At 70.2% G+C, this 25,795-nt stretch carries 24 protein-coding genes; 9 read left to right on the top strand and 15 right to left on the bottom strand.

Annotation, left to right across the window (positions count from 1 at the left end; all coding sequences use genetic code 11):
* Positions 1–72: 72 nt before the first annotated feature.
* The 9 genes from ACWD3E_RS06380 to ACWD3E_RS06340 all read right to left on the bottom strand — a co-directional run bounded on the left by ACWD3E_RS06380 (position 73) and on the right by ACWD3E_RS06340 (position 8,768).
* Positions 73–2,106 carry an NAD(+) synthase gene (locus tag ACWD3E_RS06380; RefSeq protein WP_451386353.1) on the bottom strand — a complete coding sequence of 678 codons (2,034 nt, stop codon included), beginning with the start codon at positions 2,104–2,106 and terminating at the stop codon, positions 73–75.
* A gap of 89 nt (positions 2,107–2,195) precedes the next feature.
* On the bottom strand, positions 2,196–2,528 hold the full coding sequence (locus ACWD3E_RS06375; RefSeq protein ID WP_030792219.1) for a metal-sulfur cluster assembly factor: 333 nt from the start codon (positions 2,526–2,528) through the stop codon (positions 2,196–2,198).
* On the bottom strand, positions 2,525–2,992 hold the full coding sequence (sufU, locus tag ACWD3E_RS06370; RefSeq protein ID WP_451386352.1) for a Fe-S cluster assembly sulfur transfer protein SufU: 468 nt from the start codon (positions 2,990–2,992) through the stop codon (positions 2,525–2,527). Before sufU ends, ACWD3E_RS06375 begins: the two co-directional genes overlap by 4 nt.
* 12 nt (positions 2,993–3,004) lie before the next feature.
* Complete coding sequence (locus ACWD3E_RS06365; RefSeq protein WP_451386351.1) at positions 3,005–4,261, bottom strand: cysteine desulfurase; 1,257 nt, start codon at positions 4,259–4,261, stop codon at positions 3,005–3,007.
* Complete coding sequence (gene sufC, locus ACWD3E_RS06360) at positions 4,258–5,022, bottom strand: Fe-S cluster assembly ATPase SufC (RefSeq protein ID WP_451386350.1); 765 nt, start codon at positions 5,020–5,022, stop codon at positions 4,258–4,260. The genes ACWD3E_RS06365 and sufC overlap by 4 nt, the downstream gene beginning before the upstream one ends.
* Before the next feature lie 7 nt (positions 5,023–5,029).
* On the bottom strand, positions 5,030–5,347 hold the full coding sequence (locus ACWD3E_RS06355) for a non-heme iron oxygenase ferredoxin subunit (RefSeq protein ID WP_451351456.1): 318 nt from the start codon (positions 5,345–5,347) through the stop codon (positions 5,030–5,032).
* The gene (gene sufD, locus ACWD3E_RS06350) at positions 5,344–6,528 is read right to left on the bottom strand and encodes a Fe-S cluster assembly protein SufD (RefSeq protein ID WP_451386349.1); all 1,185 of its coding nucleotides are present in this window, start codon (positions 6,526–6,528) and stop codon (positions 5,344–5,346) included. The genes ACWD3E_RS06355 and sufD overlap by 4 nt, the downstream gene beginning before the upstream one ends.
* Before the next feature lie 60 nt (positions 6,529–6,588).
* Positions 6,589–8,010, bottom strand: coding sequence for a Fe-S cluster assembly protein SufB (sufB, locus tag ACWD3E_RS06345; protein ID WP_451386348.1), 1,422 nt, complete (start codon positions 8,008–8,010; stop codon positions 6,589–6,591).
* A complete protein-coding gene (locus ACWD3E_RS06340; RefSeq protein ID WP_451351459.1) occupies positions 8,007–8,768 on the bottom strand; it encodes a helix-turn-helix transcriptional regulator in 762 nt (253 codons plus the stop codon). The genes sufB and ACWD3E_RS06340 overlap by 4 nt, the downstream gene beginning before the upstream one ends.
* A gap of 195 nt (positions 8,769–8,963) precedes the next feature.
* Here ACWD3E_RS06340 and ACWD3E_RS06335 point away from each other — a divergent pair, with 195 nt between their 5' ends.
* Genes ACWD3E_RS06335 through ACWD3E_RS06320 form a run of 4 tightly spaced genes read left to right on the top strand, consistent with a single transcriptional unit; the run spans position 8,964 to position 12,569 of the window.
* Positions 8,964–9,776 (top strand): aminoglycoside N(3)-acetyltransferase, encoded by an 813-nt coding sequence (locus ACWD3E_RS06335; protein WP_451386347.1) that lies wholly within the window; start codon positions 8,964–8,966, stop codon positions 9,774–9,776.
* Positions 9,777–9,807: 31 nt separating this feature from the next.
* Positions 9,808–10,731 (top strand): ABC transporter ATP-binding protein, encoded by a 924-nt coding sequence (locus ACWD3E_RS06330; protein WP_451386346.1) that lies wholly within the window; start codon positions 9,808–9,810, stop codon positions 10,729–10,731.
* A gap of 53 nt (positions 10,732–10,784) precedes the next feature.
* Entirely contained in the window at positions 10,785–11,510 is a 726-nt protein-coding gene (locus ACWD3E_RS06325; protein ID WP_451386510.1) for an ABC transporter permease, read from the top strand.
* Positions 11,511–11,558: 48 nt separating this feature from the next.
* Positions 11,559–12,569, top strand: coding sequence for a COX15/CtaA family protein (locus ACWD3E_RS06320; protein WP_451386345.1), 1,011 nt, complete (start codon positions 11,559–11,561; stop codon positions 12,567–12,569).
* 4 nt (positions 12,570–12,573) lie between these two features.
* Here ACWD3E_RS06320 and ACWD3E_RS06315 read toward each other — a convergent pair whose 3' ends face one another.
* The 3 genes from ACWD3E_RS06315 to ACWD3E_RS06305 form a co-directional block, all read right to left on the bottom strand.
* Positions 12,574–13,689 carry an amidohydrolase family protein gene (locus ACWD3E_RS06315; RefSeq protein WP_451386344.1) on the bottom strand — a complete coding sequence of 372 codons (1,116 nt, stop codon included), beginning with the start codon at positions 13,687–13,689 and terminating at the stop codon, positions 12,574–12,576.
* Between the two features lie 87 nt (positions 13,690–13,776).
* Positions 13,777–14,097: a hypothetical protein gene (locus ACWD3E_RS06310; RefSeq protein WP_451386343.1), complete on the bottom strand. Its 321-nt coding sequence runs from the start codon at positions 14,095–14,097 to the stop codon at positions 13,777–13,779.
* 90 nt (positions 14,098–14,187) lie between these two features.
* Positions 14,188–15,177, bottom strand: coding sequence for a heme o synthase (locus ACWD3E_RS06305; protein ID WP_451386509.1), 990 nt, complete (start codon positions 15,175–15,177; stop codon positions 14,188–14,190).
* A gap of 379 nt (positions 15,178–15,556) precedes the next feature.
* Between ACWD3E_RS06305 and tkt the strand changes: the two genes are divergently transcribed.
* The 5 genes from tkt to pgl are packed head-to-tail and all read left to right on the top strand — an operon-like array spanning position 15,557 to position 22,179.
* Entirely contained in the window at positions 15,557–17,644 is a 2,088-nt protein-coding gene (gene tkt / locus ACWD3E_RS06300) for a transketolase (RefSeq protein ID WP_451386342.1), read from the top strand.
* Between the two features lie 33 nt (positions 17,645–17,677).
* On the top strand, positions 17,678–18,796 hold the full coding sequence (gene tal / locus ACWD3E_RS06295) for a transaldolase (RefSeq protein WP_451386341.1): 1,119 nt from the start codon (positions 17,678–17,680) through the stop codon (positions 18,794–18,796).
* Position 18,797: 1 nt separating this feature from the next.
* Complete coding sequence (zwf, locus tag ACWD3E_RS06290; RefSeq protein WP_451386340.1) at positions 18,798–20,336, top strand: glucose-6-phosphate dehydrogenase; 1,539 nt, start codon at positions 18,798–18,800, stop codon at positions 20,334–20,336.
* Complete coding sequence (gene opcA / locus ACWD3E_RS06285) at positions 20,333–21,400, top strand: glucose-6-phosphate dehydrogenase assembly protein OpcA (protein WP_451386339.1); 1,068 nt, start codon at positions 20,333–20,335, stop codon at positions 21,398–21,400. The genes zwf and opcA overlap by 4 nt, the downstream gene beginning before the upstream one ends.
* Complete coding sequence (pgl, locus tag ACWD3E_RS06280) at positions 21,397–22,179, top strand: 6-phosphogluconolactonase (protein ID WP_451386338.1); 783 nt, start codon at positions 21,397–21,399, stop codon at positions 22,177–22,179. Before opcA ends, pgl begins: the two co-directional genes overlap by 4 nt.
* A gap of 38 nt (positions 22,180–22,217) precedes the next feature.
* On the opposite strand, the gene ACWD3E_RS06275 is transcribed toward pgl, so the two are convergent.
* From ACWD3E_RS06275 to ACWD3E_RS06265, 3 genes are read right to left on the bottom strand one after another with little or no spacing between them, the layout of a single operon-like run.
* Positions 22,218–23,057, bottom strand: a complete 840-nt coding sequence (locus ACWD3E_RS06275; protein WP_451386337.1) for a carbohydrate ABC transporter permease — start codon at positions 23,055–23,057, stop codon at positions 22,218–22,220.
* Positions 23,058–23,067: 10 nt separating this feature from the next.
* Entirely contained in the window at positions 23,068–24,423 is a 1,356-nt protein-coding gene (locus ACWD3E_RS06270) for an ABC transporter permease subunit (protein ID WP_451386336.1), read from the bottom strand.
* Between the two features lie 11 nt (positions 24,424–24,434).
* On the bottom strand, positions 24,435–25,760 hold the full coding sequence (locus ACWD3E_RS06265) for an ABC transporter substrate-binding protein (RefSeq protein WP_451386335.1): 1,326 nt from the start codon (positions 25,758–25,760) through the stop codon (positions 24,435–24,437).
* Positions 25,761–25,795: the final 35 nt, after the last annotated feature.

The raw sequence follows: 25,795 nt of genomic DNA, 5'->3' as shown, positions 1-25,795 counted from the left end.
GTGTACGAGCGTACACAGCATGTGTGTACGCCCGTACACATAGCCCGTACACATAGACGGGTCGGACGCGGTTCAGTCCTTCGGGACGCGGTCGAGGTCGCGCAGCCAGGCCCGTGCGTTGCCGTCGGACGGCGCGCGCCAGTCGCCGCGCGGGGAGAGCGAGCCGCCCGCCGAGACCTTCGGCCCGTTCGGCATGGCCGACCGCTTGAACTGCGCGAACCCGAAGAAGCGGCGGCAGAAGACGTCCAGCCAGTGCCGGATCACCGGCAGGTCGTAGGCCACCCGCTCGGCTTCCGGGAAGCCGGGCGGCCAGGCGCCCGCCTCCCGGTCGTGCCAGGCGTGCCAGGCCAGGAAGGCGATCTTGGATGGGCGGAAGCCGTGCCGCAGCACCTGGTAGAGGGTGAAGTCGTGCAGCGCGTACGGGCCGATCTTGGACTCGGTGGACTGCAGCTCCTCGCCGGGCACCAGCTCCGGGCTGATCTCCGTGTCCAGGATCGCGGCCAGGACCTTGCCGGTCTCGTCGTCGAACTGGCCGCTGCTGATGACCCAGCGGATCAGGTGCTGGATCAGCGTCTTCGGCACGCCGGAGTTGACGTTGTAGTGGCTCATCTGGTCGCCGACGCCGTACGTGGACCAGCCGAGCGCCAGCTCGGACAGGTCGCCGGTGCCGAGCACGATGCCGCCGCGCTGGTTGGCCAGCCGGAACAGGTAGTCGGTGCGCAGGCCGGCCTGCACGTTCTCGAAGGTGACGTCGTACACCGGCTCGCCGGAGGCGAACGGGTGCCCCATCTCCTTCAGCATGAGCCGCGCGGTCGGCGTGATGTCCAGCTCGGCGGCGGTGACACCGAGGGCGCGCATCAGCTTGTGCGCGTTGTCCTTGGTGTGGTCGCTGGTGGCGAAGCCGGGCAGGGTGAAAGCCAGGATGTCGCTGCGCGGGCGGCCGGCGCGGTCCATCGCGCGGGCGGCGACGATCAGCGCGTGCGTGGAGTCGAGGCCGCCGGACACGCCGATGACGACCTTCGGGCCGCCGATCGCCGCGAGCCGCTGCTGGAGCCCTTCGACCTGGATGTTGTACGCCTCGTAGCAGTCCAGGGCGAGCCGCTCGGGGTCGGCGGGCACGAACGGGAAGCGCTCCAGGCGGCGCCGCAGCCCGAGGTCGCCGACCGGCGGGTCGAGCGTGAACGGCACGGTCCGGAAGTCGCCGGTGCGTGCGGCGTGGGTGCGGCGGTTGTCGTCGAACGTGCCCACCCGCTGCCGCTCCTGACGCAGCAGGTCGAGATCGACGTCGGCCACCGCGTAGCCGTCCTCCAGCGGGAACCGGTCGGTCTCGGCGAGCAGGACGCCGTTCTCGTAGATCATGGTCTGGCCGTCCCACGACAGGTCCGTGGTCGACTCGCCGAGTCCCGCCGCCGCGTAGACGTAGGCGGCGATGCAGCGCGTGGAGGCCGAGCGGCACAGCAGCCTGCGGTCCTCGGCGCGGCCGACCGTGATGGGGCTGCCGGAGAGGTTGACGAGCAGGGTCGCGCCGGCCAGGGCCGCCTCCGCGCTCGGGGGCACCGGGACCCACATGTCCTCGCAGATCTCCGCGTGCAGCACGAGGCCGGGGACGTCCTCGGCGCCGAAGAGCAGGTCCACGCCGAACGGCACGGTCTCGCCGGCCACCCGGATGGTGCCGCCGCGCTCGTCCTCGCCCGAGGCGATCTGCCGCCGCTCGTAGAACTCCCGGTAGTTCGGCGGGTACGACTTCGGTACGACGCCGAGGATCCGGCCGCGGTGCACGATCACCGCGCAGTTGTAGACGCGGTGGCGGTGGCGCAGCGGGGCGCCGACGACCAGCACCGGCAGCAGCCCGGCCGATCCGGCGACCACGTCGGCGAGCGCCTCCTCGACCTGGTCGAGCAGCGCGTCCTGCAGCAGCAGGTCCTCGATCGAGTACCCGGTCAGGCCCAGTTCGGGGAAGACCGCGACGGCGACCCCGTCCGCGTCGCACCGGCGGGCCAGGCGCAGGACCGCTTCGGCGTTGGTGTGCGGGTCGGCGATGGCGGTGTGGCCGTTGCAGGCGGCGACGCGCGCGAAGCCGTGCTGATAGATCGACCAGAAGTTCAAGGGGACGGCTCCAAGAGATCGAAGAGAGAAACGGCGGCACCCGTCGGGTGCCGCCGCCGCTTGCGCATCGCAGTTGTCGATCGCAGGTGTCAGACGTTGAAGCCGAGCGCCCGGAGCTGCTCGCGGCCGTCGTCCGTGATCTTGTCGGGGCCCCACGGGGGCATCCAGACCCAGTTGATGCGCAGTTCGTTGACCAGGCCGTCCGTGGCGGACTTGGCCTGGTCCTCGATGACGTCCGTCAGCGGGCAGGCCGCCGAGGTCAGGGTCATGTCGACGGTCGCGATGTTGGAGTCGTCGATGTGGATGCCGTAGATCAGGCCCAGGTTGACGACGTCGATGCCCAGCTCGGGGTCGACGACGTCCATGAGGGCCTCGCGCAGCTCCTCCTCGGAGGCGGGCTTCATCTCAGCGGTGTCGGTCATGCCGTCTTCCTTTCGGCGTCGGCGCCACCCAGCGCCTGGGCCGTCGCGTCCTTCCACGCCATCCAGCTCAGGAGGGCGCACTTGACCCGGGCCGGGTACTTTGAGACACCGGCGAACGCGACCGCGTCCTCCAGGATGTCCTCCATCGCATCGTCCGGCTCGATCCTGCCCTTGGACTGCATCAGTTCCAGGAAGGTCTCCTGGATCTTCTGCGCCTCGGCCAGCTCCTTGCCGACCAGCAGGTCGTTGAGGACCGACGCGCTCGCCTGGCTGATGGAGCAGCCCTGGCCCTCGTACGAGACGTCCGTGATCGTCGTGCCGTCGTACTTCACTCGGAGGGTGATCTCGTCGCCGCACGTCGGGTTCACATGGTGCACCTCGGCGTCGCCATCCCTCAGACCACGCCCGTGCGGGTTCTTGTAGTGGTCCAGGATGACTTCCTGGTACATGGAGTCCAGCTTCACCTGTCAGGCCCCTCAGCCGAAGAAGTTCCGTACGTGCTCCAGGCCCGCGACCAGAGCATCGATCTCGGCCGGCGTGGAGTACAGATAGAACGACGCTCGCGTGGTCGCCGGAATTCCGTAGCGGAGGCAGACGGGGCGCGCGCAGTGGTGGCCGACGCGGACCGCGATGCCCTGCTCGTCGAGGACCTGGCCCACGTCGTGCGGGTGGATGTCGCCCAGCGTGAAGGAGATCGCCGCGCCCCGGTCCTCGGCCGTGGCCGGGCCGATGATGCGCAGGTCGGGAACCTCCGCCAGCCGCTTGACGGCGTACTGCGTCAGCGCGTGCTCATGGGCGAGGATCTTCTCCATGCCGATCGAGTTCAGGTAGTCGATCGCCGCGCCCAGACCGACGGCCTGCGCGATCGGGGGCGTGCCCGCCTCGAACTTGTGCGGCGCGGGAGCGTACGTCGAGGAGTGCATGGACACCGTCTCGATCATCTCGCCGCCGCCGAGGAACGGAGGCAGGTCCTCCAGGAGCTCCTGGCGGCCCCACAGGACGCCGATGCCCGTCGGGCCGCACATCTTGTGACCGGTGAAGGCCACGAAGTCGGCCTGGAGGGCCTGCACGTCGACCGGCATGTGCGGAGCGGCCTGCGAGGCGTCGATGCACACCAGCGCACCGACCTCCTGCGCGCGGCGCACGATCGTTTCGACCGGGTTGACCGTGCCCAGGATGTTCGACACCAGCACGAAGGAGACGATCTTCGTCTTCTCCGTGATGATCTCGTCGATGTTGGACAGGTCCAGGCGGCCGTCGTCCGTCAGACCGAACCACTTCAGCTTCGCGCCCGTGCGCTGCGCGAGCAGCTGCCACGGCACGATGTTGGAGTGGTGCTCCATCTCCGTGATGACGATCTCGGTCTCGTGGTCCACCCGGTAGGGCTCGTCGGCCCAGCCCAGCATGTTCGCCACGAGGTTCAGCGACTCGGAGGCGTTCTTGGTGAAGATCACCTCGTCGCGGCTCGGCGCGTTGATGAACTCGGCGACCTTGTCGCGCGAGCCCTCGTACAGCGCCGTGGCCTCCTCGGCGAGCACATGCACACCGCGGTGGACGTTGGCGTTGTAGCGCTCGTAGTACTCGCTCAGGGCGTCCAGTACCTGGCGCGGCTTCTGCGAGGTCGCCGCGTTGTCCAGGTACACGAGCTTCTTGCCGTCGTGGACCAGTCGGTCCAGGACGGGGAAGTCCTTGCGGATCGCCTCGGTGTCGAGGAGGCCCGGCAGCTGTGTCACGCGGATACGCCACCCTTCGTGTACGCCTCGTAGCCCTCGTTCTCCAGCTTGTCGGCGAGCTCGGCGCCGCCGGACTCGACGATGCGGCCGCCGGAGAAGACGTGGACGAAGTCCGGCTTGATGTAGCGCAGGATGCGCGTGTAGTGGGTGATGAGCATGGTGCCGACCTCGCCGGTCTCGCGGACGCGGTTGACGCCCTCGGAGACGATGCGGAGCGCGTCGACGTCCAGGCCGGAGTCGGTCTCGTCGAGGATCGCGATCTTCGGCTTGAGCAGCTCGAGCTGGAGGATCTCGTGGCGCTTCTTCTCACCGCCGGAGAAGCCCTCGTTGACGTTGCGCTCGGCGAAGGCGGGGTCCATCTGGAGACGCTCCATGGTCTCCTTGACCTCCTTCACCCAGGTGCGCAGCTTGGGGGCCTCGCCGCGGACGGCGGTGGCGGAGGTGCGCAGGAAGTTGGAGACCGAGACGCCGGGGACCTCGACCGGGTACTGCATCGCCAGGAACAGGCCCGCGCGGGCGCGCTCGTCGACGGACATCTCCAGGACGTCCTCGCCGTCGAGCAGCACGGTGCCCTCGGTGATCGTGTACTTGGGGTGACCCGCGAGGGAGTAGGCGAGGGTCGACTTGCCGGAGCCGTTGGGGCCCATGATGGCGTGCGTCTCGCCCTGCTTCACGGTGAGGTCGACGCCCTTGAGGATCTCCTTCGTGGCGTTGTCGGCCTCGACGGTGACGTGCAGGTCTCGGATTTCAAGCGTTGCCATGGGTGCCTCAGGACTCCTGGGTGAGGGAGACGAGAACGTCGTCCCCTTCGATCTTTACGGGGTATACGGGGACAGGGCGCGTCGCGGGGAGCCCGGACGGCTTGCCGGTACGGAGGTCGAAGCTGGAGCCGTGCAGCCAGCACTCGATCTGGCAGTCCTCCACCTCTCCCTCGGAGAGGGAGACGTTCGCGTGGGAGCAGATGTCGTAGATCGCGAACACCTCCCCCTCGGTCTTCACGACCGAGACCGGCGTGCCGTCGAGTTCCACCCGGTGCGGGGTGTCCTCCTCCAGCTCGCTCAGCCCACAGGCGCGTACGAAGGTCATGCGACCGAAGCCTCCAGCTCCTCCTCGATCTTGGCGAGGAGGCGCTCCTCGATGTCTGCGACACCGATCTGCTGGACCAGCTCGGCGAAGAAGCCGCGGACCACGAGGCGGCGGGCCTCGTGCTCCGGGATGCCGCGGGCCATCAGGTAGAAGAGCTGCTCGTCGTCGAAGCGGCCGGTGGCGGAGGCGTGGCCGGCGCCGACGATCTCGCCGGTCTCGATCTCCAGGTTCGGCACCGAGTCGACGCGCGCGCCGTCCGTGAGGACCAGGTTGCGGTTCATCTCGTAGGTGTCCGTGCCCTCGGCCTTGGCCTCGATGAGCACGTCGCCGATCCACACCGCGTGCGCGTCGTCGCCCTGGAGCGCGCCCTTGTAGACGACGTTCGACTTGCAGTGCGGGGTGTTGTGGTCGACCAGGAGGCGGTGCTCCTGGTGCTGGCCGGCGTCGGTGAAGTACAGGCCGAGCAGCTCGGCCTCGCCGCCGGTGCCCGCGTAGGTGACGCGCGGGTGCAGGCGGACCACGTCACCGCCGAAGGTGACGACGACCGACTTGAAGGAGGCGTCCCGGCCGACCAGCGCGTTGTGCTGGGCGACGTGGACGGCCTTGTCGTCCCAGTCCTGGACGGAGACGACGGTCAGCTTGGCGCCGTCGCCCAGGATGTAGTCGACGTTGGCGGCGAGCACGACGTCGCCGGTGTGGTCGATGACGACGACGGCCTCGGCGAAGGCGCCCAGCTCGATCACCTGGTGGGCGTAGGCGACCCCGCCCTCGCCGTGCGCGGTGATACGGATCGGCTCGGTGAGCACCATCTCCTTGGGGACGGTGACCACACCGGCCTTCTCGAACGCCGAGTAGGCCTGGGCGGCGACGCGGTCCACCGGGGTGCCCGCCTTGCCGAGCCGCGCGTCGTCGCGGCCGACGGTCTCGACGGTGACGCCCTCGGGGGCCTCGACGGCGACCTTCACGCCCCCGCCGTTCGCCACGGCGGTGCCGTCGTGCAGACCACGCAGGCGCTCCAGCGGGGTGAACCGCCACTCCTCCTCGCGGCCGTGCGGGACCGGGAAGTCCGCCACGTCGAAGGACGGGGGCGCGCTCATGCGCGTGGCGACGGTCGACTCGGCGGCCACCGCGATCTGGCCGGCGGTGGTGGAGCCTACCGGGATGTTCTGAGCCTCAGCCATGGCTGTCGTTGTGCTCTCTTCCTACGTCAAGAAATCTGGAGGCTGCTCTGGCGGGTGGCGTCAGCCGACCGCGCCTTCCATCTGCAGCTCGATCAGCCGGTTGAGTTCGAGCGCGTACTCCATGGGGAGCTCCTTGGCGATCGGCTCGACGAAGCCGCGCACGATCATCGCCATCGCCTCGAACTCGCTCAGACCGCGGCTCATCAGGTAGAAGAGCTGGTCCTCGGAGACCTTGGAGACGGTCGCCTCGTGGCCCATGGACACGTCGTCCTCGCGCACGTCGACGTACGGGTACGTGTCCGACCGGGAGATGGTGTCGACGAGCAGCGCGTCGCACAGCACGTTGGACTTCGAGCCGTGGGCGCCCTCGCCGATCTCGACCAGACCGCGGTAGGACGTACGGCCGCCACCGCGCGCCACGGACTTCGACACGATGTTGGACGAGGTGTTCGGCGCCATGTGAACCATCTTGGAACCGGCGTCCTGGTGCTGGCCCTCGCCCGCGAAGGCGATGGAGAGGGTCTCGCCCTTGGCGTGCTCGCCCATCAGGTAGACGGCCGGGTACTTCATCGTCACCTTGGAGCCGATGTTGCCGTCGATCCACTCCATGGTCGCGCCCTCGTAGGCCACGGCGCGCTTGGTGACCAGGTTGTAGACGTTGTTCGACCAGTTCTGGATGGTCGTGTAGCGGCAGCGGGCGTTCTTCTTGACGATGATCTCGACGACGGCGGAGTGCAGCGAGTCCGACTTGTAGATCGGGGCGGTGCAGCCCTCGACGTAGTGCACGTAGGCACCCTCGTCGACGATGATCAGGGTCCGCTCGAACTGGCCCATGTTCTCCGTGTTGATGCGGAAGTAGGCCTGGAGCGGGATCTCCACGTGGACGCCCGGCGGGACGTAGATGAAGGAGCCGCCGGACCACACGGCGGTGTTCAGCGACGCGAACTTGTTGTCACCGGCGGGGATGACGGTGCCGAAGTACTCCTTGAAGAGCTCCGGGTGCTCCTTCAGCGCGGTGTCGGTGTCCAGGAAGATGACGCCCTGCTCCTCCAGGTCCTCGCGGATCTGGTGGTAGACGACCTCCGACTCGTACTGGGCGGCGACACCGGCGACCAGGCGCTGCTTCTCGGCCTCCGGGATGCCCAGCTTGTCGTAGGTGTTCTTGATGTCCTCGGGCAGGTCCTCCCAGGACTCCGCCTGCTTCTCCGTGGAGCGCACGAAGTACTTGATGTTGTCGAAGTCGATACCCGACAGGTCCGAGCCCCAGTTCGGCATGGGCTTCTTCTCGAAGAGCTTCAGACCCTTGAGGCGCAGCTTCGTCATCCACTCCGGCTCGGACTTCTTGCCCGAGATGTCGCGGACGACGTCCTCGTTCAGGCCGCGCTTCGCCGCGGCACCGGCCTCGTCGGAGTCGGCCCAGCCGTATTCGTACTTGCCCAGACCCTCGAGTTCGGGGTGGGCAGTCTCCGTGGGGAGAGTCATGCGGGGTTCCTCCCGGCCGTGCTTGCAGAAGCGTGGTGGCTCTGGTGATCGGTCTTCGAAATCTTGGGGATGAACGTCGTGCAGACGCCGTCACCGTGGGCGATGGTCGCCAGCCGCTGGACGTGGGTCCCGAGCAGTTCGGCGAAGATCTCCGTCTCGGCCTCGCACAGCTGCGGGAACTGTTCCGCGGCGTGCACGACCGGGCAGTGGTGCTGGCACAGCTGCTCGCCCTGCTGCGGGAGGGGAGCGCTCCGCGCCGTAGCAGCGTACCCGTCGGCGCTCAAGGCCTTGGCCAGAGCCTCGGCCCGCCCGTCCGGGCCGGCGGCCTCGATCGCCTCACGGTAGGCGCGCGCCTGCGAGGCGATCCGGGCGCGGGCGAAGGCGGCGACCGCCTCGGGGCCGCCCTCCTTCTCGGCGATCCAGCGCAGCGCGTCCGCGGCGAGCTTGTCGTAGGACTGGTCGAAGGCGTCCCGGCCGCAGTCGGTGAGCGCGAAGACCTTCGCGGGGCGGCCACGCGTGCGCGTGCCGTAGACCCGCTGCTCGCGCGCCTCCACGACGTCGTCCGCGACGAGCGCGTCCAGGTGGCGCCGTACGGCGGCCTGGGTCAGCCCCAGCCGGCCGGCCAGCTCGGCGACCGTCGAGGGGCCGTGGTCCAGGATGGACCGCGCGACCCGGTTGCGCGTCGAATGCTCCCCGGTCGCGAGCTCCTCCTGGGGGGTACCCACCGGGGTCTCCCGAGCCTCGCCGACGTTTTTCACAACGCCATTGTTGCGTAATTCCTCGAAGACTGACAAGCCGCTTCCGGATCACCGGACGGTGCCCTGCATCACTAAGGCATACCTAATCCGACCTGCGGAAACGATCTTCTGATCGATCATTCACCGCTCGCTCAAGGGCCCCTGACCAGTGAAATCGGTGGCGCAGCACACCTCCGTCGGGAAGACTCCCGAACCATGTCGACACCCCCACCGGCCGGCCCGCTCGTCACCCGCGACTCCGTGTCGGCGCAGCTGCGTCTGCTGGGTGTCGAGACCGGCGAGATCCTCCTGGTGCACTCCTCGCTCCGCTCGCTCGGCTGGGTCAACGGCGGCGCCGTCGCCGTCGTCCAGGGACTCCTCGACGCCCTCGGCCCCTCCGGCACGCTCGTCGTCCCCACCCAGTCCGGCGACCTGTCCGACCCGGCCCTGTGGGGAAACCCGCCGGTGCCCGAGGAGTGGTGGGACAGGATCCGCGTCAGCATGCCCCCGTACGATCCCCGGCTCACGCCCTCGCGCGGGGTCGGCGTGATCCCGGAGGCCGTGCGGACCTGGCCCGGCGCCCTGCGCAGCGCCCATCCGCAGACCTCCTTCGCCGCGCTCGGACCGCAGGCGCGGGAGATCACCGACGGCCACGCCCCCGACTGCCGGCTCGGCGAGCGCAGCCCGCTGGCCCGCCTGGAGCGGCTCGGCGCCCGGGTCCTGCTGCTCGGCGCGGGCTACGACGCCTGCACCAGCTTCCACCTCGCCGAGTACCGGATACCCGCCCCGCTGGTCGAGGTCGGCCGCCCGGCGCCGGGCGGCGGCTGGGAGACGGTGATCGAGGTGTCGATCAGCCCCGACCGGTTCGACGAGCTGGGCCACGACTTCGAGCGGGACCGCCCGGTCGTACGCGGCAGGGTCGGCGCGGCGGACGCCCGGCTCTTCCCGGTCGCGGACGCCGTCGCGTACGCCGAGCGCTGGCTGCCGGTGCACCGGCCCTTGGAGGACATCCCCCACCCCCGCTCCTGAGCCCCCCGTGCGCTCCCTAGACTCTGGACCCATGCGAAGCGAGCCCGTGGTCCAGGTCCAGGCCCTGGTGAAGCGGTACGGAACGAAGACCGCGGTGGACGGCCTCGACCTGGTGGCCCGGGCGGGTGTGACCGCCGTCCTCGGCCCCAACGGGGCGGGGAAGACGACCACGGTCGAGACCTGCGAGGGGTACCGGAAGCCGGATTCCGGCGCGGTGCGCGTCCTGGGCCTCGACCCGGTCCGGCAGGCCGCCGAGCTGCGGCCCCGCATCGGCGTGATGCTCCAGTCCGGGGGCGTCTACTCCGGCGCCCGGGCCGACGAGATGCTGCGACACATCGCCAAGCTGCACGCGAACCCGCTGGACGTGGACGCGCTCATGGAACGCCTGGGGCTCGGCTCCTGCGGCCGTACCTCCTACCGGCGCCTGTCCGGCGGCCAGCAGCAGCGGCTGGCCCTCGCCATGGCCGTGGTCGGACGCCCGGAGCTGGTCTTCCTGGACGAGCCCACCGCGGGCCTGGACCCGCAGGCCCGCCGGGCCACCTGGGACCTGGTGCGCGACCTGCGCGCCGACGGCGTCTCGGTGATCCTCACCACCCACTACATGGAAGAGGCCGAACAGCTCTCCGACGACGTCGCGATCATCGACGGCGGCCGGGTCATCGCCCAGGGCTCCCCCGAGGAACTGTGCCAGGGCGGCGCAGAGAACACCCTGCGCTTCACCGGCCGCCCCGGCCTCGACGTGGGCTCCCTGCTCAAGGCGCTCCCGGCCGACTGCACGGCCGCCGAGCTGACCCCGGGCACCTACCGCGTCGTCGGAAAGGTCGACCCGCAGTTGCTGGCCACCGTGGCCTCGTGGTGCGCCCAGAACGGGGTGATGCCGGACCGGATCTCGGTGGAACGGCACACGCTGGAGGACGTCTTCTTGGAGCTGACCGGCAAGGAGCTGCGCTCGTGACGACCGCGACGGGTACGTACACCCCCAAGCCCGGAGCCGCCCCCCTCGCCCGCATGATCGCGGCGCAGGCGGCCCTGGAGACGAAGATGCTGCTGCGCAACGGCGAGCAGCTGCTGCTGACGGTCGTCATCCCGACCCTGCTGCTGGTGCTCTTCAGCTCCGTCGACGTCGTCGACACCGGCAAGGGCAAGGCGGTGGACTTCCTCGCCCCGGGCATCCTGGCCCTCGCGGTGATGTCGACCGCGTTCACCGGGCAGGCCATCGCGACCGGCTTCGAGCGCCGCTACGGCGTGCTCAAGCGGCTCGCCTCCTCCCCGCTGCCGCGCTGGGCCCTGATGACCGCGAAGACGGCGTCCGTCCTGGTCACCGAGGTCCTCCAGGTGGTCCTGGTGACGGTCATCGCCTTCGCGCTGGGCTGGTCCCCGCACGGCGGCGTGGCCGGCGTGGCCGCCGTCGTGCTCCTGCTGATCCTCGGTACGGCCGCCTTCTCCGGCCTCGGCCTGCTGATGGCGGGCACGCTCAAGGCGGAGGCGACGCTGGCCGCCGCCAACCTGGTCTTCCTGCTGCTGCTCGTCGGCGGCGGGGTCATCGTGCCGCTGGAGAAGTTCGGTTCGGCCGGGCAGCACGTCCTCGGTCTGCTGCCCATCTCGGCGCTCTCCGACGGCCTGCGGGACGTGCTCCGGCACGGCGCCGGGATGCCGTGGGGCGACCTGGGGATTCTCGCCGTGTGGGCGGTGCTGGGGCTCGCCGCGGCGGGCAGGTTCTTCCGCTGGGAGTGACCCGCACAGGGTGCCCCTCGTGAACGCGTGCACAAGCGGCGGCCTACGATGGTGCGCGTGCCAAAGCTGAACCGTGCCGACGCCGCAGCGGCGCTGCGCAACCCGCTCGCCTTCATCGCCGAACGCTGGACCCCGGAGCCCCGGACGGTCCAGCGGGCGGCCCTCGCCGCGCTCGTCATGGCGGTGGTCATCGTCGTCACCGGCGGCGCCGTCCGGCTGACCGGCTCGGGCCTGGGCTGCCCGACCTGGCCGACGTGCACCGACGACTCGCTGACCACGACCAGCGCCATGGGCTTCCACGGCGCCATCGAGTTCGGCAACCGCATGCTGACGTACGTGCTGTGCGCCGCCGTCGGCTGGGCGATCATCGCCGCGCGCTCCGAGAAGCCGTACCGGCGCAGCCTGACCCGGCTGGGCTGGGCCCAGTTCTGGGTCGTCATGGGCAACGCGGTGCTCGGCGGGATCGTCGTCCTGGTCGGCCTCAACCCGTACACGGTCGCCGCGCACTTCCTGCTCTCCACGGCGCTCATCGCCGTCGCCACGGTGATGTGGCAGCGCAGCCGCGAGGGCGACGCGCCGCCGCGTCCGCTGGTCGGCAAGGCCGTGCAGCAGCTGGTGTGGTGCCTTGTGGCCGCGTCCACGCTGCTCATCGCCGTCGGCACGGTGGTGACCGGAGCCGGCCCGCACGCGGGCGACTCCAGCGAGGTGAACCGGATCCACATCAGCTGGGAGACGGTCTCCAAGCTGCACGCGGTGCTGGCCTGGATCGTGGTGACGCTGACCTTCGCGCTGTGGTTCGTGCTGAAGGCGGTGGACGCGCCGAAGGGCCCGCTGGACCGGACCCGGGAGCTGTTCCTGGTCCTGCTCGGGCAGGGCGTGATCGGCTACGTCCAGTACTTCACGCATCTTCCCGAGGCACTGGTGGGCCTGCACATGTTCGGCTCCACGCTGGTGTGGATCTGGGTGCTGCGCGTGCTGCTGTCGCTGCGGGAGCGCCCGGAGGTCATGGCGGACGTGCGCGGCCCGGCCGCCGAGGCGACGGTCGGCACGCGCGCGTAGCGGCTCACCGGGCGGCTGCCAGCCCGTACACCCGCCGCGCGTTCTCCGCCGCGACCATCCGCGCCACCCGCTGCGCGTCGTCCAGGGACCACGCGCCCTCGGCGACCCAGGTGCCCAGGACGCGGTCCAGGGCCTCGCGGAACAGGCGGGCGCCGACCACGTGCAGTTCGGGCAGGCCGTGGGCGCCGCTGGAGAAGAGGATCTTGCCGAAGGGGGCCAGTTCCAGGATCTCGGCGAGGACCGTGGCCGCGCGGGCGCCGGTGCGCACGAGGGCCGCGCCGGAGTCGGCGTACACGTGCGGGAAGACCCCGGCCAGGTGTGCGGCATGGCGGTGGTACGGGTAGCCGTGCAGCAGGACGAGGTCGGTGCCCAGACCGGCCGTGGCCCGGACGAAGTCCGCCAGCAGCACCGGGTCCGTGCGGTCGATGCGCGAGCCCGGCTCGCCGAGCCCGGTGTGCAGCTGGAGCGGCCGGCCCGAGGCGACCGCGATCCACAGCAGGTGCCGTAGCAGCACCGGGTCGCTCAGCTCGCCGCCCACCCGCCGCCCGGCCAGCCAGCGGCCCGCCGCACCCCGCACCTCCCCCGGCCCCGGCGGCTCGGGCGCGAGGGCCAGGCCGTGCCGCAGGCCCGCGACAGAGGTGAAGGCGACCGCGTGCACCGCGGCCCCGTGCACCGATTCCGCGAGGTTGGCGAGGAAGGACTCCACGGTGCCCGAGGTATCGGCGACCTGCTCCGCGAGCAGCTCCAGCCGGACGATCTCACGGGCTTCGGCATCGCCCGTGGAGGCCAGCTCGGCGGGTCCGGTGAGATCGCCGGGCAGTCCCGTGTCGACGAGGTAGGTGGTGATGCCGCTGCCGCGCAGCAGTCTGCGGCCCGCCTCGAGGACGCCGAGTTCGCGGCGCCGGGCGAGATAGCGGGCGGGCGGGCAGTGGGGTTCCAGGCCCAGGAGGGGCGGACACCAGCGGCGTACGGCGAAGCCGGTCTGGGTGTCGAAGAGCGTGGTGCCCGGCGCGGGCGGCCCCTCGGTCCGGGCGAGCTGGGCCTCGAAGGTGCCCAGACCCAGCTCCGTGCGCAGTACGCCGTGGCAGTACTGGTCCACGAGGGACGGCGTTTCGATCATTCCGGCTCCCCGTAGGACGCGGTCTTACACGTCCTAACGGGTGAACGGGGTTCGAGGTCGCGGTCGGCCGCCCTCGGGGTCGGCTGTTCAGCCGCCGATCTGCATGCCCGCCATGCGCTTCCACTCGTACGGGCCCGTCTTGACCTTCGCCGCGAACTCGCCCTCGAAGGACTCGTGGACGGTGATGCCGGCCTTCTGGACCGCCTGCTCGGCGATCTCGATGCTGGGGGCCACCAGGTTGCCCCACTCGCCGTCCTCGCCGACCAGGGCGATGCGGGCGCCGCGTTCGCCGATGTAGGCCACCTGGCCCTCGGCGCCGCCGTGCGTCTTGGAGAAGGCGGCGATCTGGCGGGCGAGCCTCGCCGCCTTGCGCTCCGCCTTCGGGTCAACCTGCTGCGTGTCTGCCATGAGCAGGATGCTACTCAGGAGTAGATCAAACGGCGACGGGAGGGGTGCGTGGCATTGACCACGCACCCCTCCCATCACAAGCGCCGCAGGCTATCGCAGGAACGGGTCCACCGCGACCGCGACGAAGAGGATCGACACGTAGGTGATCGACCAGTGGAAGAGCCGCATCTCCTTCAGCTTCGCGCCGGTCACCTCGGCCTTCGCCCGGTTCTGCAGCCCGTGCGCCTCCCACAGCCAGAAGCCGCCGGCCGCGAGGGCGACCGTCGTGTAGAACCAGCCGGTGTAGCCGAGCGGGGTGAGCAGCAGGGAGACGGCGACCATGACCCAGCTGTAGATGACGATCTGCCGGGCGACGACCTTGTTGGAGGCGATGACCGGGAGCATCGGCACGCCCACGCGCGCGTAGTCCTCCTTGACCTTCATGGACAGCGGCCAGTAGTGCGGCGGCGTCCAGAAGAACATGACGAGGAAGAGGATGACCGGCGCCCACGACATGGAGTTCGTGACGGAGGACCAGCCGATCAGCACGGGCAGGCAGCCGGCGATGCCGCCCCACACGATGTTCTGCGAGGTGCGCCGCTTGAGGATCATCGTGTAGACGACGACGTAGAAGAGGAGCGCGCCGAGTGACAGCCAGGCGCTCAGCCAGTTGACGGTGAGCCCGAACAGCAGCGTCGAGACGACCGCGAGGGTGATGCCGAAGACCAGGCACTCGAGCGGGCTGACCATGCCGGTCACCAGCGGACGCTGCGAGGTGCGGTCCATCAAGGCGTCGATGTCCCGGTCGATGTACATGTTCAGCGCGTTGGCGCCGCCCGCGGAGAGGTAGCCGCCGACGCAGGTGAGCAGGACCAGCTTGAGGTCGGGCACACCCTGCTGCGCCAGGAACATCACCGGAACGGTGGTGATGAGCAGCAGCTCGATGATCCGCGGCTTGGTCAGCGCCACGAACGCCTTGACACGAGCCCCGAACGACCGGTGAACCGGGCTCTGGCTCGCACCACCGAGCTCCCCCATTGCCTGAACGGCATGGGCGGTGCCCCCACCCGTTGGACGGGATTCGACGGCCGTCACGCACACCCCTGACAGAGACATCCCAGCAAGCCTGGCCGTGTGAAGTCCCGGCAAAAGGCTCGCGCGTACCACGCCACTTTAGACGTTGCCCATACCTCGGCCTTCGCGGGGGTGGGGTCGTGTTGGCGGGGGTCGCATTCGAGGGGTCGTAGGGCTCGATTGAGCGGTCAGATGAGCGGCTCCGTATTCATGTGCCAAATGCGCTGTCGGCCAGTCGGGAGGCGGATCGCGCGGACTCCCGGCAGTCTGGAATGAGTCGAAAAAACGCACGTCCTTACGAGGGTAGGCTCGACCCGGCCGGTGGGCAGAAGTGCACCGGCGGCCGGGGGTGGGCGCGTGCCCAGACGACCGGCGACCGACATGTGGAGAGGAGCCCTGAGCCAGGGTGAGCACCAAGCCGACCACCACAGACCTCGAGTGGACCGACCTGGACCAGCAGGCCGTGGACACCGCCCGGGTCCTGGCCGCCGACGCCGTACAGAAGGTCGGCAACGGCCATCCCGGTACGGCGATGAGCCTGGCCCCTGCCGCCTACACCCTCTTCCAGAAGGTGATGCGGCACGACCCGGCCGACCCGGAGTGGGTCGGGCGCGACCGCTTCGTGCTGTCCGCCGGCCACTCGTCCCTGACCCTCTACACGCAGCTCTACCTGGCCGGTTTCGGCCTGGAGCTGGACGATCTGAAGGCGTTCCGGACCTGGGGTTCGAAGACCCCCGGCCACCCGGAGTACGGACACACCAAGGGTGTGGAGACCACCACCGGCCCGCTGGGCCAGGGTGTCGCCAACGCGGTGGGCATGGCTATGGCCGCCCGTTACGAGCGCGGCCTGTTCGACCCGGAGGCCCCGCAGGGCGAGTCGCCCTTCGACCACTTCATCTACTGCATCGCCGGTGACGGCTGCCTCCAGGAGGGCATCGCCGCCGAGGCGTCCTCGCTGGCCGGCCACCAGAAGCTCGGCAACCTGATCCTGCTGTGGGACGACAACCACATCTCGATCGAGGGCGACACCGAGACGGCCGTCTCCGAGGACACCGTCAAGAGGTACGAGGCCTACGGCTGGCACGTGCAGCGCGTGGAGGCCAAGGGGAACGGCGACCTGGACCCGCAGGCGATCTACGCCGCGGTCCAGGAGGCCAAGGCCGTCACCGACCGGCCGTCCTTCATCGCGATGCGCTCGATCATCGCCTGGCCGGCCCCGAGCGCGCAGAACACCGAGGCCGCGCACGGCTCGGCGCTCGGCGACGAGGAGGTCGCGGCCACCAAGCGCGTCCTCGGCTTCGACCCGGAGAAGACCTTCGAGGTCTCCGCCGAGGTGATCGCCCACACCCGGCAGGCGCTGGAGCGCGGTGCGCAGGCGAAGGCCGAGTGGGAGAAGTCCCTCCAGCTGTGGCGGGACGACAACGCCGAGCGCGCGGCCGAGTTCGACCGGATCAGCAAGGGCGAGCTGCCCGCGGGCTGGGAGGACCAGCTCCCGGTCTTCGAGCCGGGCAAGGGCATCGCGACGCGTGCCGCCTCCGGCAAGGTCCTCCAGGCGCTCGGCGCGATCGTGCCCGAGCTGTGGGGCGGCTCCGCCGACCTCGCCGGGTCGAACAACACGACCATCGACAAGGACAGCTCGTTCCTGCCGGCGGACAACCCGCTGCCCGAGGCCAACCCCTACGGCCGCACGATCCACTTCGGCATCCGCGAGCACGCCATGGGCGCCGAGATGAACGGCATCGCCCTGCACGGCAACACCCGCGTCTACGGCGGCACCTTCCTGGTGTTCTCCGACTACATGCGCAACGCCGTGCGCCTGTCGGCCCTGATGCACCTGCCGGTGACGTACGTGTGGACGCACGACTCCATCGGTCTCGGCGAGGACGGCCCGACCCACCAGCCGGTCGAGCACCTGGCCTCGCTGCGCGCGATCCCGGGCCTGAACATCGTCCGCCCGGCGGACGCCAACGAGACCGCCATCGCCTGGCGCGAGATCCTGCGCCGCTACACCAAGGAGTTCGGCAAGGGCCGGCCGCACGGCCTGGCGCTGACCCGGCAGGGTGTGCCGACCTACGAGCCGAACGACGACGCCGCGCGCGGCGGCTACGTCCTGTTCGAGGCCGAGGGCGGCGAGCCGCAGGTGATCCTGATCGCCACCGGTTCCGAGGTGCACGTGGCCGTCGAGGCGCGCGAGCAGCTCCAGGCCGACGGCGTTCCCACGCGCGTGGTGTCCATGCCGTCCGTGGAGTGGTTCGAGGAGCAGGACCAGGCGTACCGGGACTCCGTGCTGCCGCCGTCCGTGAAGGCCCGTGTGTCGGTCGAGGCCGGTATCGGTCTGACCTGGCACAAGTACGTCGGGGACGCCGGCCGCATCGTCTCCCTGGAGCACTTCGGTGCGTCCGCCGACGGCAAGGTCCTCTTCAAGGAGTTCGGCTTCACCGCCGAGAACGTGGCCGCCAAGGCCCGGGAATCCCTGGCCGAAGCCCAGCGCTGACGCTCATATACGACACGTAGGAGATGTAATTCCATGACAGACGCACTCAAGCGCCTCTCCGAGGAAGGCGTCGCGATCTGGCTGGACGACCTGTCGCGCAAGCGGATCACGTCCGGCAATCTCGCCGAGCTGATCGACCAGCAGCACGTCGTGGGCGTCACCACCAACCCGACGATCTTCCAGAAGGCGATCAGCAGCGGCGACGGCTATGAGCAGCAGCTCGCCGACCTGGCCGCCCGCAAGGTCACCGTCGAAGAGGCCATCCGCATGATCACCACGGCGGACGTCCGCGACGCCGCCGACATCCTGCGTCCCGTCTTCGACGCCACCGAGGGCCAGGACGGCCGGGTCTCCATCGAGGTCGACCCGCGCCTCGCCCACAACACGGCGGCCACCATCGCCGAGGCCAAGCAGCTGGCCTGGCTGGTGGACCGTCCCAACACCCTGATCAAGATCCCGGCCACCAAGGCGGGTCTGCCGGCGATCACCGAGGTCATCGGCCTCGGCATCAGCGTCAACGTCACGCTGATCTTCTCGCTGGAGCGCTACCGCGCGGTCATGGACGCCTACCTCGCCGGTCTGGAGAAGGCGAAGGAGCGCGGCCTGGACCTGTCGCTCATCCGTTCCGTGGCGTCCTTCTTCGTGTCCCGCGTGGACACCGAGATCGACAAGCGGCTCGACGCCCTGGGCACCGACGAGGCCAAGGCGCTGCGCGGCAAGGCCGCCGTCGCCAACGCGCGCCTCGCCTACCAGGCGTACGAGGAGGTCTTCTCCTCCGAGCGCTGGAACGCGCTGGAGAACGCGGGCGCCAACAAGCAGCGTCCGCTGTGGGCCTCGACCGGCGTGAAGGACCCGTCGTACTCCGACACGATGTACGTCACCGACCTGGTCGCGCCGAACACGGTCAACACCATGCCGGAGGCCACCCTGGTGGCCACCGAGGACCACGGCGAGATCACCGGTGACACCGTCACCGGCACCTACGAGCAGGCCCGCGCCGACATCGACGCGGTCGAGAAGCTCGGGATCTCGTACGACGACGTGGTCCAGGTGCTGGAGGACGAGGGCGTCGAGAAGTTCGAGGCGTCCTGGAACGACCTGCTGAAGTCGACCGAGGCGGTTCTCGAGCGCCTCACCCCCTCGGAGGGCTGAGTTGTCACCCCTCGTCGGTTCCGGAGCGAACCCGCTTCGTGACCCCGCCGACCGACGGCTCCCGCGTATCGCGGGGCCGTCGGGCCTGGTGATCTTCGGCGTCACGGGCGACCTGTCGCGCAAGAAGCTGATGCCCGCGGTGTACGACCTCGCGAACCGTGGTCTGCTGCCGCCGGGCTTCTCCCTGGTGGGCTTCGCCCGCCGTGAGTGGGAGCACGAGGACTTCGCCGCCGAGGTCCACGACGCCGTCAAGGCGCACGCCCGTACGCCGTTCCGGGAGGAGGTCTGGCAGCAGCTCATCCAGGGGATGCGCTTCGTCCAGGGCACCTTCGACGACGACGAGGCGTTCGAGCGGCTGCGCGCCACCATAGAGGAGCTGGACAAGGCACAGGGCACGGGCGGCAACTTCGCCTTCTACCTCTCCGTGCCGCCGCGCTCCTTCCCGGTGGTCATCCAGCAGCTGAAGAAGCACGGCCTGGCCGACCAGGAGGGCGGTTCCTGGCGGCGCGCGGTCATCGAGAAGCCGTTCGGCCACGACCTGAAGTCGGCCGAGGAGCTGAACAAGGTCGTGCACGAGGTGTTCACCCCGGACCAGGTGTTCCGGATCGACCACTACCTCGGCAAGGAGACCGTCCAGAACATCCTGGCGCTGCGCTTCGCCAACACGATGTTCGAGCCGATCTGGAACCGGTCCTTCGTGGACCACGTGCAGATCACGATGGCCGAGGACATCGGCATCGGCGGCCGGGCGGGCTACTACGACGGCATCGGCGCCGCCCGTGACGTCATCCAGAACCACCTGCTCCAGCTGCTCGCGCTGACCGCGATGGAGGAGCCCGCCTCCTTCGACGCGGACGCGCTCGCGGCGGAGAAGACCAAGGTGCTCGGCGCGGTCCGGCTGCCCAGGGACCTGGGCGACAGCACCGTGCGCGGGCAGTACGCGGGCGGCTGGCAGGGCGGCGAGAAGGTCATCGGCTACCTCGAAGAGGAGGGCATCGACCCGAAGTCGAAGACCGACACCTTCGCCGCGATCAAGCTGGGCGTCGACAACCGCCGCTGGGCGGGCGTCCCCTTCTATCTGCGCACCGGCAAGCGGCTCGGCCGCCGGGTGACCGAGATCGCGGTCGTCTTCCAGCGGGCCCCGCACTCCCCCTTCGACCACACGGCGACGGAGGAGCTGGGCCAGAACGCGATCGTCATCCGCGTCCAGCCGGACGAGGGCATCACGGTCCGCTTCGGCTCGAAGGTGCCCGGCACCTCGATGGAGATCCGGGACGTCTCCATGGACTTCGCCTACGGCGAGTCCTTCACGGAGTCCAGCCCGGAGGCGTACGAGCGGCTCATCCTGGACGTGCTGCTCGGTGACGCCAACCTCTTCCCGCGCACCGAGGAGGTCGAGCTGTCCTGGAAGATCCTCGACCCGATCGAGGAGTACTGGGACAAGCACGGCAGGCCTGCGCAGTACCCGTCGGGCACCTGGGGCCCCGCCGAGGCCGACGAGATGCTGGCACGAGACGGACGGAGCTGGCGCAGGCCATGAAGATAGACCTGACCGGCACCACCGCCGGAGAGATCAACAAGGCGCTCGTACAGGGCCGCCGCGCCATCGGCACCCCGGCCGTCGGCATGGTCCTGACCCTGGTCATCGTCACCGACGAGGAGAACGCCTACGACTCGCTGAAGGCCGCCAACGACGCCTCGCGCGAGCACCCCTCGCGCACGCTGGTGGTCATCAAGCGGGTCTCCCGCAGTGCACGCGACCGCACGTCCTCCCGGCTGGACGCCGAGGTGCGGGTGGGCGCGGACGCGGGCACCGGCGAGACGGTCGTGCTCCGGCTGTACGGCGAGGTCTCCGACCACGCCGACTCCGTGGTGCTGCCGCTGCTGCTGCCGGACGCCCCGGTGGTCGTCTGGTGGCCGGTGAACGCGCCGCTCGACCCGGCGAAGGACCCGCTGGGCGCGCTCGCCCAGCGCCGGGTGACCGACTCCTACGCCGCCGAGCAGCCGGTGCGGGAGCTCGCCGCCCGCGCCGCGGCCTACACGCCCGGCGACACCGACCTGTCCTGGACCCGGATCACGCCGTGGCGCTCGATGCTGGCGGCGGCCCTGGACCAGGTCACCTGCGAGGTGAAGGCCGTCGAGGTGGAGGGCGAGGAGTTCAACCCGAGCTGCGAGCTGCTGGCGATGTGGCTGGCGGACCGGCTGGAGGTCCCCGTGCGGCGCTCCCTGTCGGCCGGCCCCGGTCTGACGGCGGTCCGCATGGACACCGACGGCGGCCCGATCACCCTGGCACGGGCCGACGGCTCGCTGGCCACCCTGTCCATCGAGGGCCAGCCGGCCCGTGCGGTGGCGCTGAAGCGGCGGGACACCGCCGAGCTGATCGCGGAGGAGCTGCGCCGGCTGGACCCGGACGACACCTACGCGTCGGCGCTGCGCTTCGGCGTGGAGCGGCTGAACACGGTGCCGGAGGCTGCCGCCTCGGAGTCCGCTTCCGCGGAGCCGGTCGCCGTGCCGGTGCCGGAGGAGGAGGCCGTGAAGGCGCCCGCGAAGAGGGCGGCGGCCAGGAAGGCCACGGCCCAGACCAAGAAGGCGGCGGCCAAGTGAGCACTCCGCAGCTGGTCGTGCACCGCGACAAGGATCTGATGGCGCAGGCCGCCGCGGCCCGGCTCATCACGAAGATCGTGGACGCTCAGGCCTCCCGGGGCCAGGCGTCCGTGGTCCTCACCGGTGGCCGCAACGGCAACGGCCTGCTCGCCGCGCTGGCGGCGGCTCCGGCCCGGGACGCCATCGACTGGAGCCGCCTGGACCTGTGGTGGGGCGACGAGCGCTACCTCCCCGAGGGCGACCCGGAGCGCAATGTCACGCAGGCCCGCGAGGCCCTGCTGGACGCGGTGCCGCTGGACCCGGAGCGCGTGCACGCCATGCCCGCCTCCGACGGCCCGTACGGCGCCGACGTGGAAGCCGCGGCGGAGGCGTACGCGGCCGAGCTGGCGAAGGCGACCGGACCGGAGAACCACGGCTCGGTGCCCACCTTCGACGTGCTGATGCTGGGCGTCGGCCCGGACACCCACGTGGCCTCGCTCTTCCCGGAGCTGCCGGCCGTACGGGAGACCGAGCGCACGGTGGTCGGCGTGCACGGCGCGCCCAAGCCCCCGCCGACCCGGATCACCCTCACCCTGCCCGCGATCCGCGCGGCCCGCGAGGTCTGGCTCCTCGCGGCCGGTGCGGACAAGGCGAAGGCGGCGGCCATCGCCCTGTCGGGCGCGGGCGAGATCCAGGCCCCGGCGGCGGGCGCCTACGGCCGGCAGCGCACCCTGTGGCTGCTGGACGCGGCTGCGGCCTCACAGCTGCCCCGCGCGCTGTATCCGCCGGCTTCGCCGTGAGCACAGGGGTGGCGGGGGTTCACGGACCCCCGCCACCCCTATTTCACGGACCCCGCCATGACCCCCTGCACGAAGTGCCGCTGGAACGCGAAGAACACCGCCACCGGCACGATCAGGGACAGGAACGCACCCGGGGCCAGGACGTCGATGTTGCTGCCGAACTGGCGGATCTGGGACTGGAGTTCCACGGTCAGCGGCTGGGAGGAGCTGTCGGCGAAGAGCAGGGCGACCAGCATGTCGTTCCAGACCCAGAGGAACTGGAAGATGGCGAGCGAGGCGATCGCCGGGCGCCCCACCGGCAGGACCAGCCGCGTGAAGATGCGCCACTCGCTGCCGCCGTCCATCCGCGCCGCCTCCAGCATCTCCTTCGGCAGCTCCGCGAAGTAGTTCCGCAGCAGGAACACCGCGAAGGGAAGGCCGTAGGCGACGTGGAAGAGGACGACGCCGGGGATGGTGCCGAACAGGCCCAGTTGCCCGAAGAGTTTGGCCACCGGCAGCAGGCCGATCTGCACCGGCACCACCAACAGGGCCACCACCAGCAGGAAGAGGGGCTCCCGCAACGGGAAGTCCAGCCAGGCGAAGGCGTATCCGGCGAGGGCCGCGATGACCACGACGAGCGTCGTGGCCGGTACCGAGATCAGGACCGTGTTCCAGAAGGCCTGGGTCATCCCGGCGTTCTTCAGCAGCGCCGAGTAGTTGTCGAAGGACAGCTGTCCGGGGCTCGCCAGGGCCGTCCACCAGCCGCCCTTCGCCGTGTCCTGGGCCGAACGCAGGGAGGACAGGAACAGGCCCGCGAGCGGCGTCAGCCAGACCAGGCCGATCACCACCAGGAAAGCCTGCACCAGGCCGTTGCCCAGGCCCCGCCTGATCGCGTTCATCGCTGACTCCTCATCGCTGACTCCTTCGGAAACGGCGGACGTTGAAGACCATCGCGGGGATCACCAGGAGCAGCAGGAGCACGCCGAGGGCGCTGCCGAGGCCCTGGTTGTTGCCGCCGCCGAAGGAGACGAGCCACATCTGGGTCGCGAGGACGGTGGCGTCCTCCTGCACCGGTCCGGGCGCGATGATGTAGACGAGGTCGAAGACCTTCATCACGTTGATCACGAGGGTGACGAAGACGACCGTCAGGACAGGGGCGAGCAGCGGGACCGTGATCCGGCGGAAGATCTGCCACTCGTTCGCCCCGTCCATCCGGGCCGCCTCCAGCGCGTCCCGGGGCAGGGTGGACAGGCCGGCGCCGATCAGCACCATCGCGAAGCCCGTCCAGATCCACAGGTACGCGCCGATGATCGCCGGTGTGACGAGGGTCGGGCCGAGCCAGGAGACGCCCTGGTACGGCGCGGCGAAGTTCGACTCCGGCAGTCTCACCGTGTACGAGCCCGTGTGCAGCCCCGGGAAGCGGAAGGAGCCGTCGGCTGCGGTGGTCGCGCTCGCGACCGTCCTCCCGTCGCGCACCGCCTGCACCTTCATGCCGGGCAGACCGCTCTCCTTCGGGTCGGCCTTGCCCTGCCTGCCTCCCCCGCCGGGGGTGAAGTCCAGGTAGACGACACCGCGCAGTTCGCCGGGCGCGGCCTTCCTCGTGGCCGCCGGGTACGCGGGCGAGGCCCCCTCGGGCAGATCCTTCGGCAGCACGCCGACCATCGGGAGCAGCACCGAGTCGCCCGGCGAGGCGGTCGTACGGTACGAACCGTCCCGGTCCTGGGTGAGCAGTCCCGCGCGGCCCCGGGCCGTCGGATACGCCGATGTTCCCTTGAAGGCGTCGTGGACGGAGACGACGGCCGCGTTGAGCACGCCCTTGTCCGGGTCCTCGTCGTAGGCGAGCCGGAAGATGATGCCGGCGGCCAGGAAGGACACGGCCATCGGCATGAACAGCAGCAGCTTGAAGGCGGTGGCCCAGCGGACCTTCTCCACCAGGACGGCCAGGATCAGGCCCAGGCCGGTCAGCAGGGCGGGGGCCACGACCACCCAGATGGTGGTGTTGCGGATGGCCTTCAGCGTCGCCGGGTCGCGGAACATCTCGGCGTAGTTGTCGCCGCCGACGAACCGGGTGCCGGAGGCGTCGAAGAAGCTGCGGCCGACGGAGAACAGCACCGGGTAGACGACGAGCGCGCCGAGCAGGAGCAGGGCGGGGAAGACGAAGAGCAGGGCGACCAGCCGGGCGCGCCGCCGGCCGCGGCGCCCGCGCGCCGGGCCGGCGGCGGCCCGTGGGCCCGCCTGCTGTTTCACGAGTGTGGTGGCGGTCATGTCCGGTCCGATCAGCCCTGGTAAGCCTTGGCCGCCGCGGACTCCAGCTTCGCCGCGGTGCCCTTCGGGTCGGACGGGTCACGCAGGAAGTCCTGGAGCAGCTTCCACTCGCCCGCGCCCTTGGTGCCGCCGAAGGCCGCCGGCGCCTGGTCGGACATGTCGAAGCGGACCGAATCCCCGGCGCCGACCAGGGACTTGGCGGTGGCGCGGGTGACGTCGTCGCCGTACGAGGCGAGGTCGAGCTTCTTGTTCGGGGACAGGTAGCCGCCCGCCTTCGCCCACACGGCCGCCGCCTCGGGGGTGGCCAGGTACTCCAGGAGTTTCATGCCGGCCTTGGCGTTCTTGGCGTCCTTCAGGACGACGGCCGCGTCACCGCCGCTGACGACGGGTGCCGTGCCGCCGTCGACCGCGGGGAAGGGGAAGAAGTTCGCGTCCTTGCCGATGGTCTTCCCGAACTGGTCGTGGGCGACGCCGGCGACGAAGTCGCCCTCGTAGACCATGCCTGCCTCGGGCTTCGGCCCGAACACCTTCTCCACCGAGCCCGGGAAGTCGGTGTTGAGGGCCTCCTTCTGTCCGCCCGCGATCAGCTGCTTGTCCTTGAACAGCATGCCGAGCGTGGTGAGCGCCCTGACGACGGAGGGGTCGGTCCACTTCAGCTTGTGGGAGGCGAGGGCGTCGTACTTCTCGGGTCCGGCCTGGGAGAGGTAGATGTTCTCGAACCAGTCGGTCAGCGTCCAGCCGTCCTGCCCGGCCACGGAGAAGGCGGCGAGCCCGGAGTCGGAGACGGTGTGCCCGGCCTTCAGCAGCTCGTCGTACGTCTTCGGGGGCTGGACCCCGGCCTGGGTGAGCACGTCGGGGCTGTACCAGACGGTCGACTTGTGGGCGGCCTTGAAGTAGAGGCCGTAGAGGGTGCCGTCGACGCTGCCGTACGTCTTCCACACGGGCGCGTAGTCGGCGGTGATCGTCTGCTGGGCGGTCGGCGACAGCGGCTTGAGCCAGCCCTGCTTCGCGAACTGCTGGAGCACGCCGACCTGCGGGACCATCACGACGTCGGGCGCGTTACCGCCCTCGATCTTGCTGCCGACGACGGTGGAGACGTTGTCACCGGTGGACACGAACTGGGTCTTGGCTCCGGTCTTCGCGGTGAAGGCGTCCAGCACCTTCTGGAAGTTCTTCTGCTCGCTGCCCGACCAGACACCGGCCACGGTGACGGTCTGGCCGCTGAGCGACTTGTCTCCGCCGCCCGCGGAGACGTCGTCCCCGCCGCAGGCGGTGGCGCCGAGCGCGAGGGCGAGGGCGGTGCAGCTCGTGAGCAGGGTCGTACGTCGTCGCATCATCGTCGACGGACCTTTCATTCGGAGGGAGTTGACTC

It is taken from the genome of Streptomyces sp. NPDC002676, assembly GCF_053592455.1.
The sequence above is the reverse complement of the archived record's forward strand: the minus strand, read 5'-3'. Positions and strand labels throughout refer to the sequence as shown.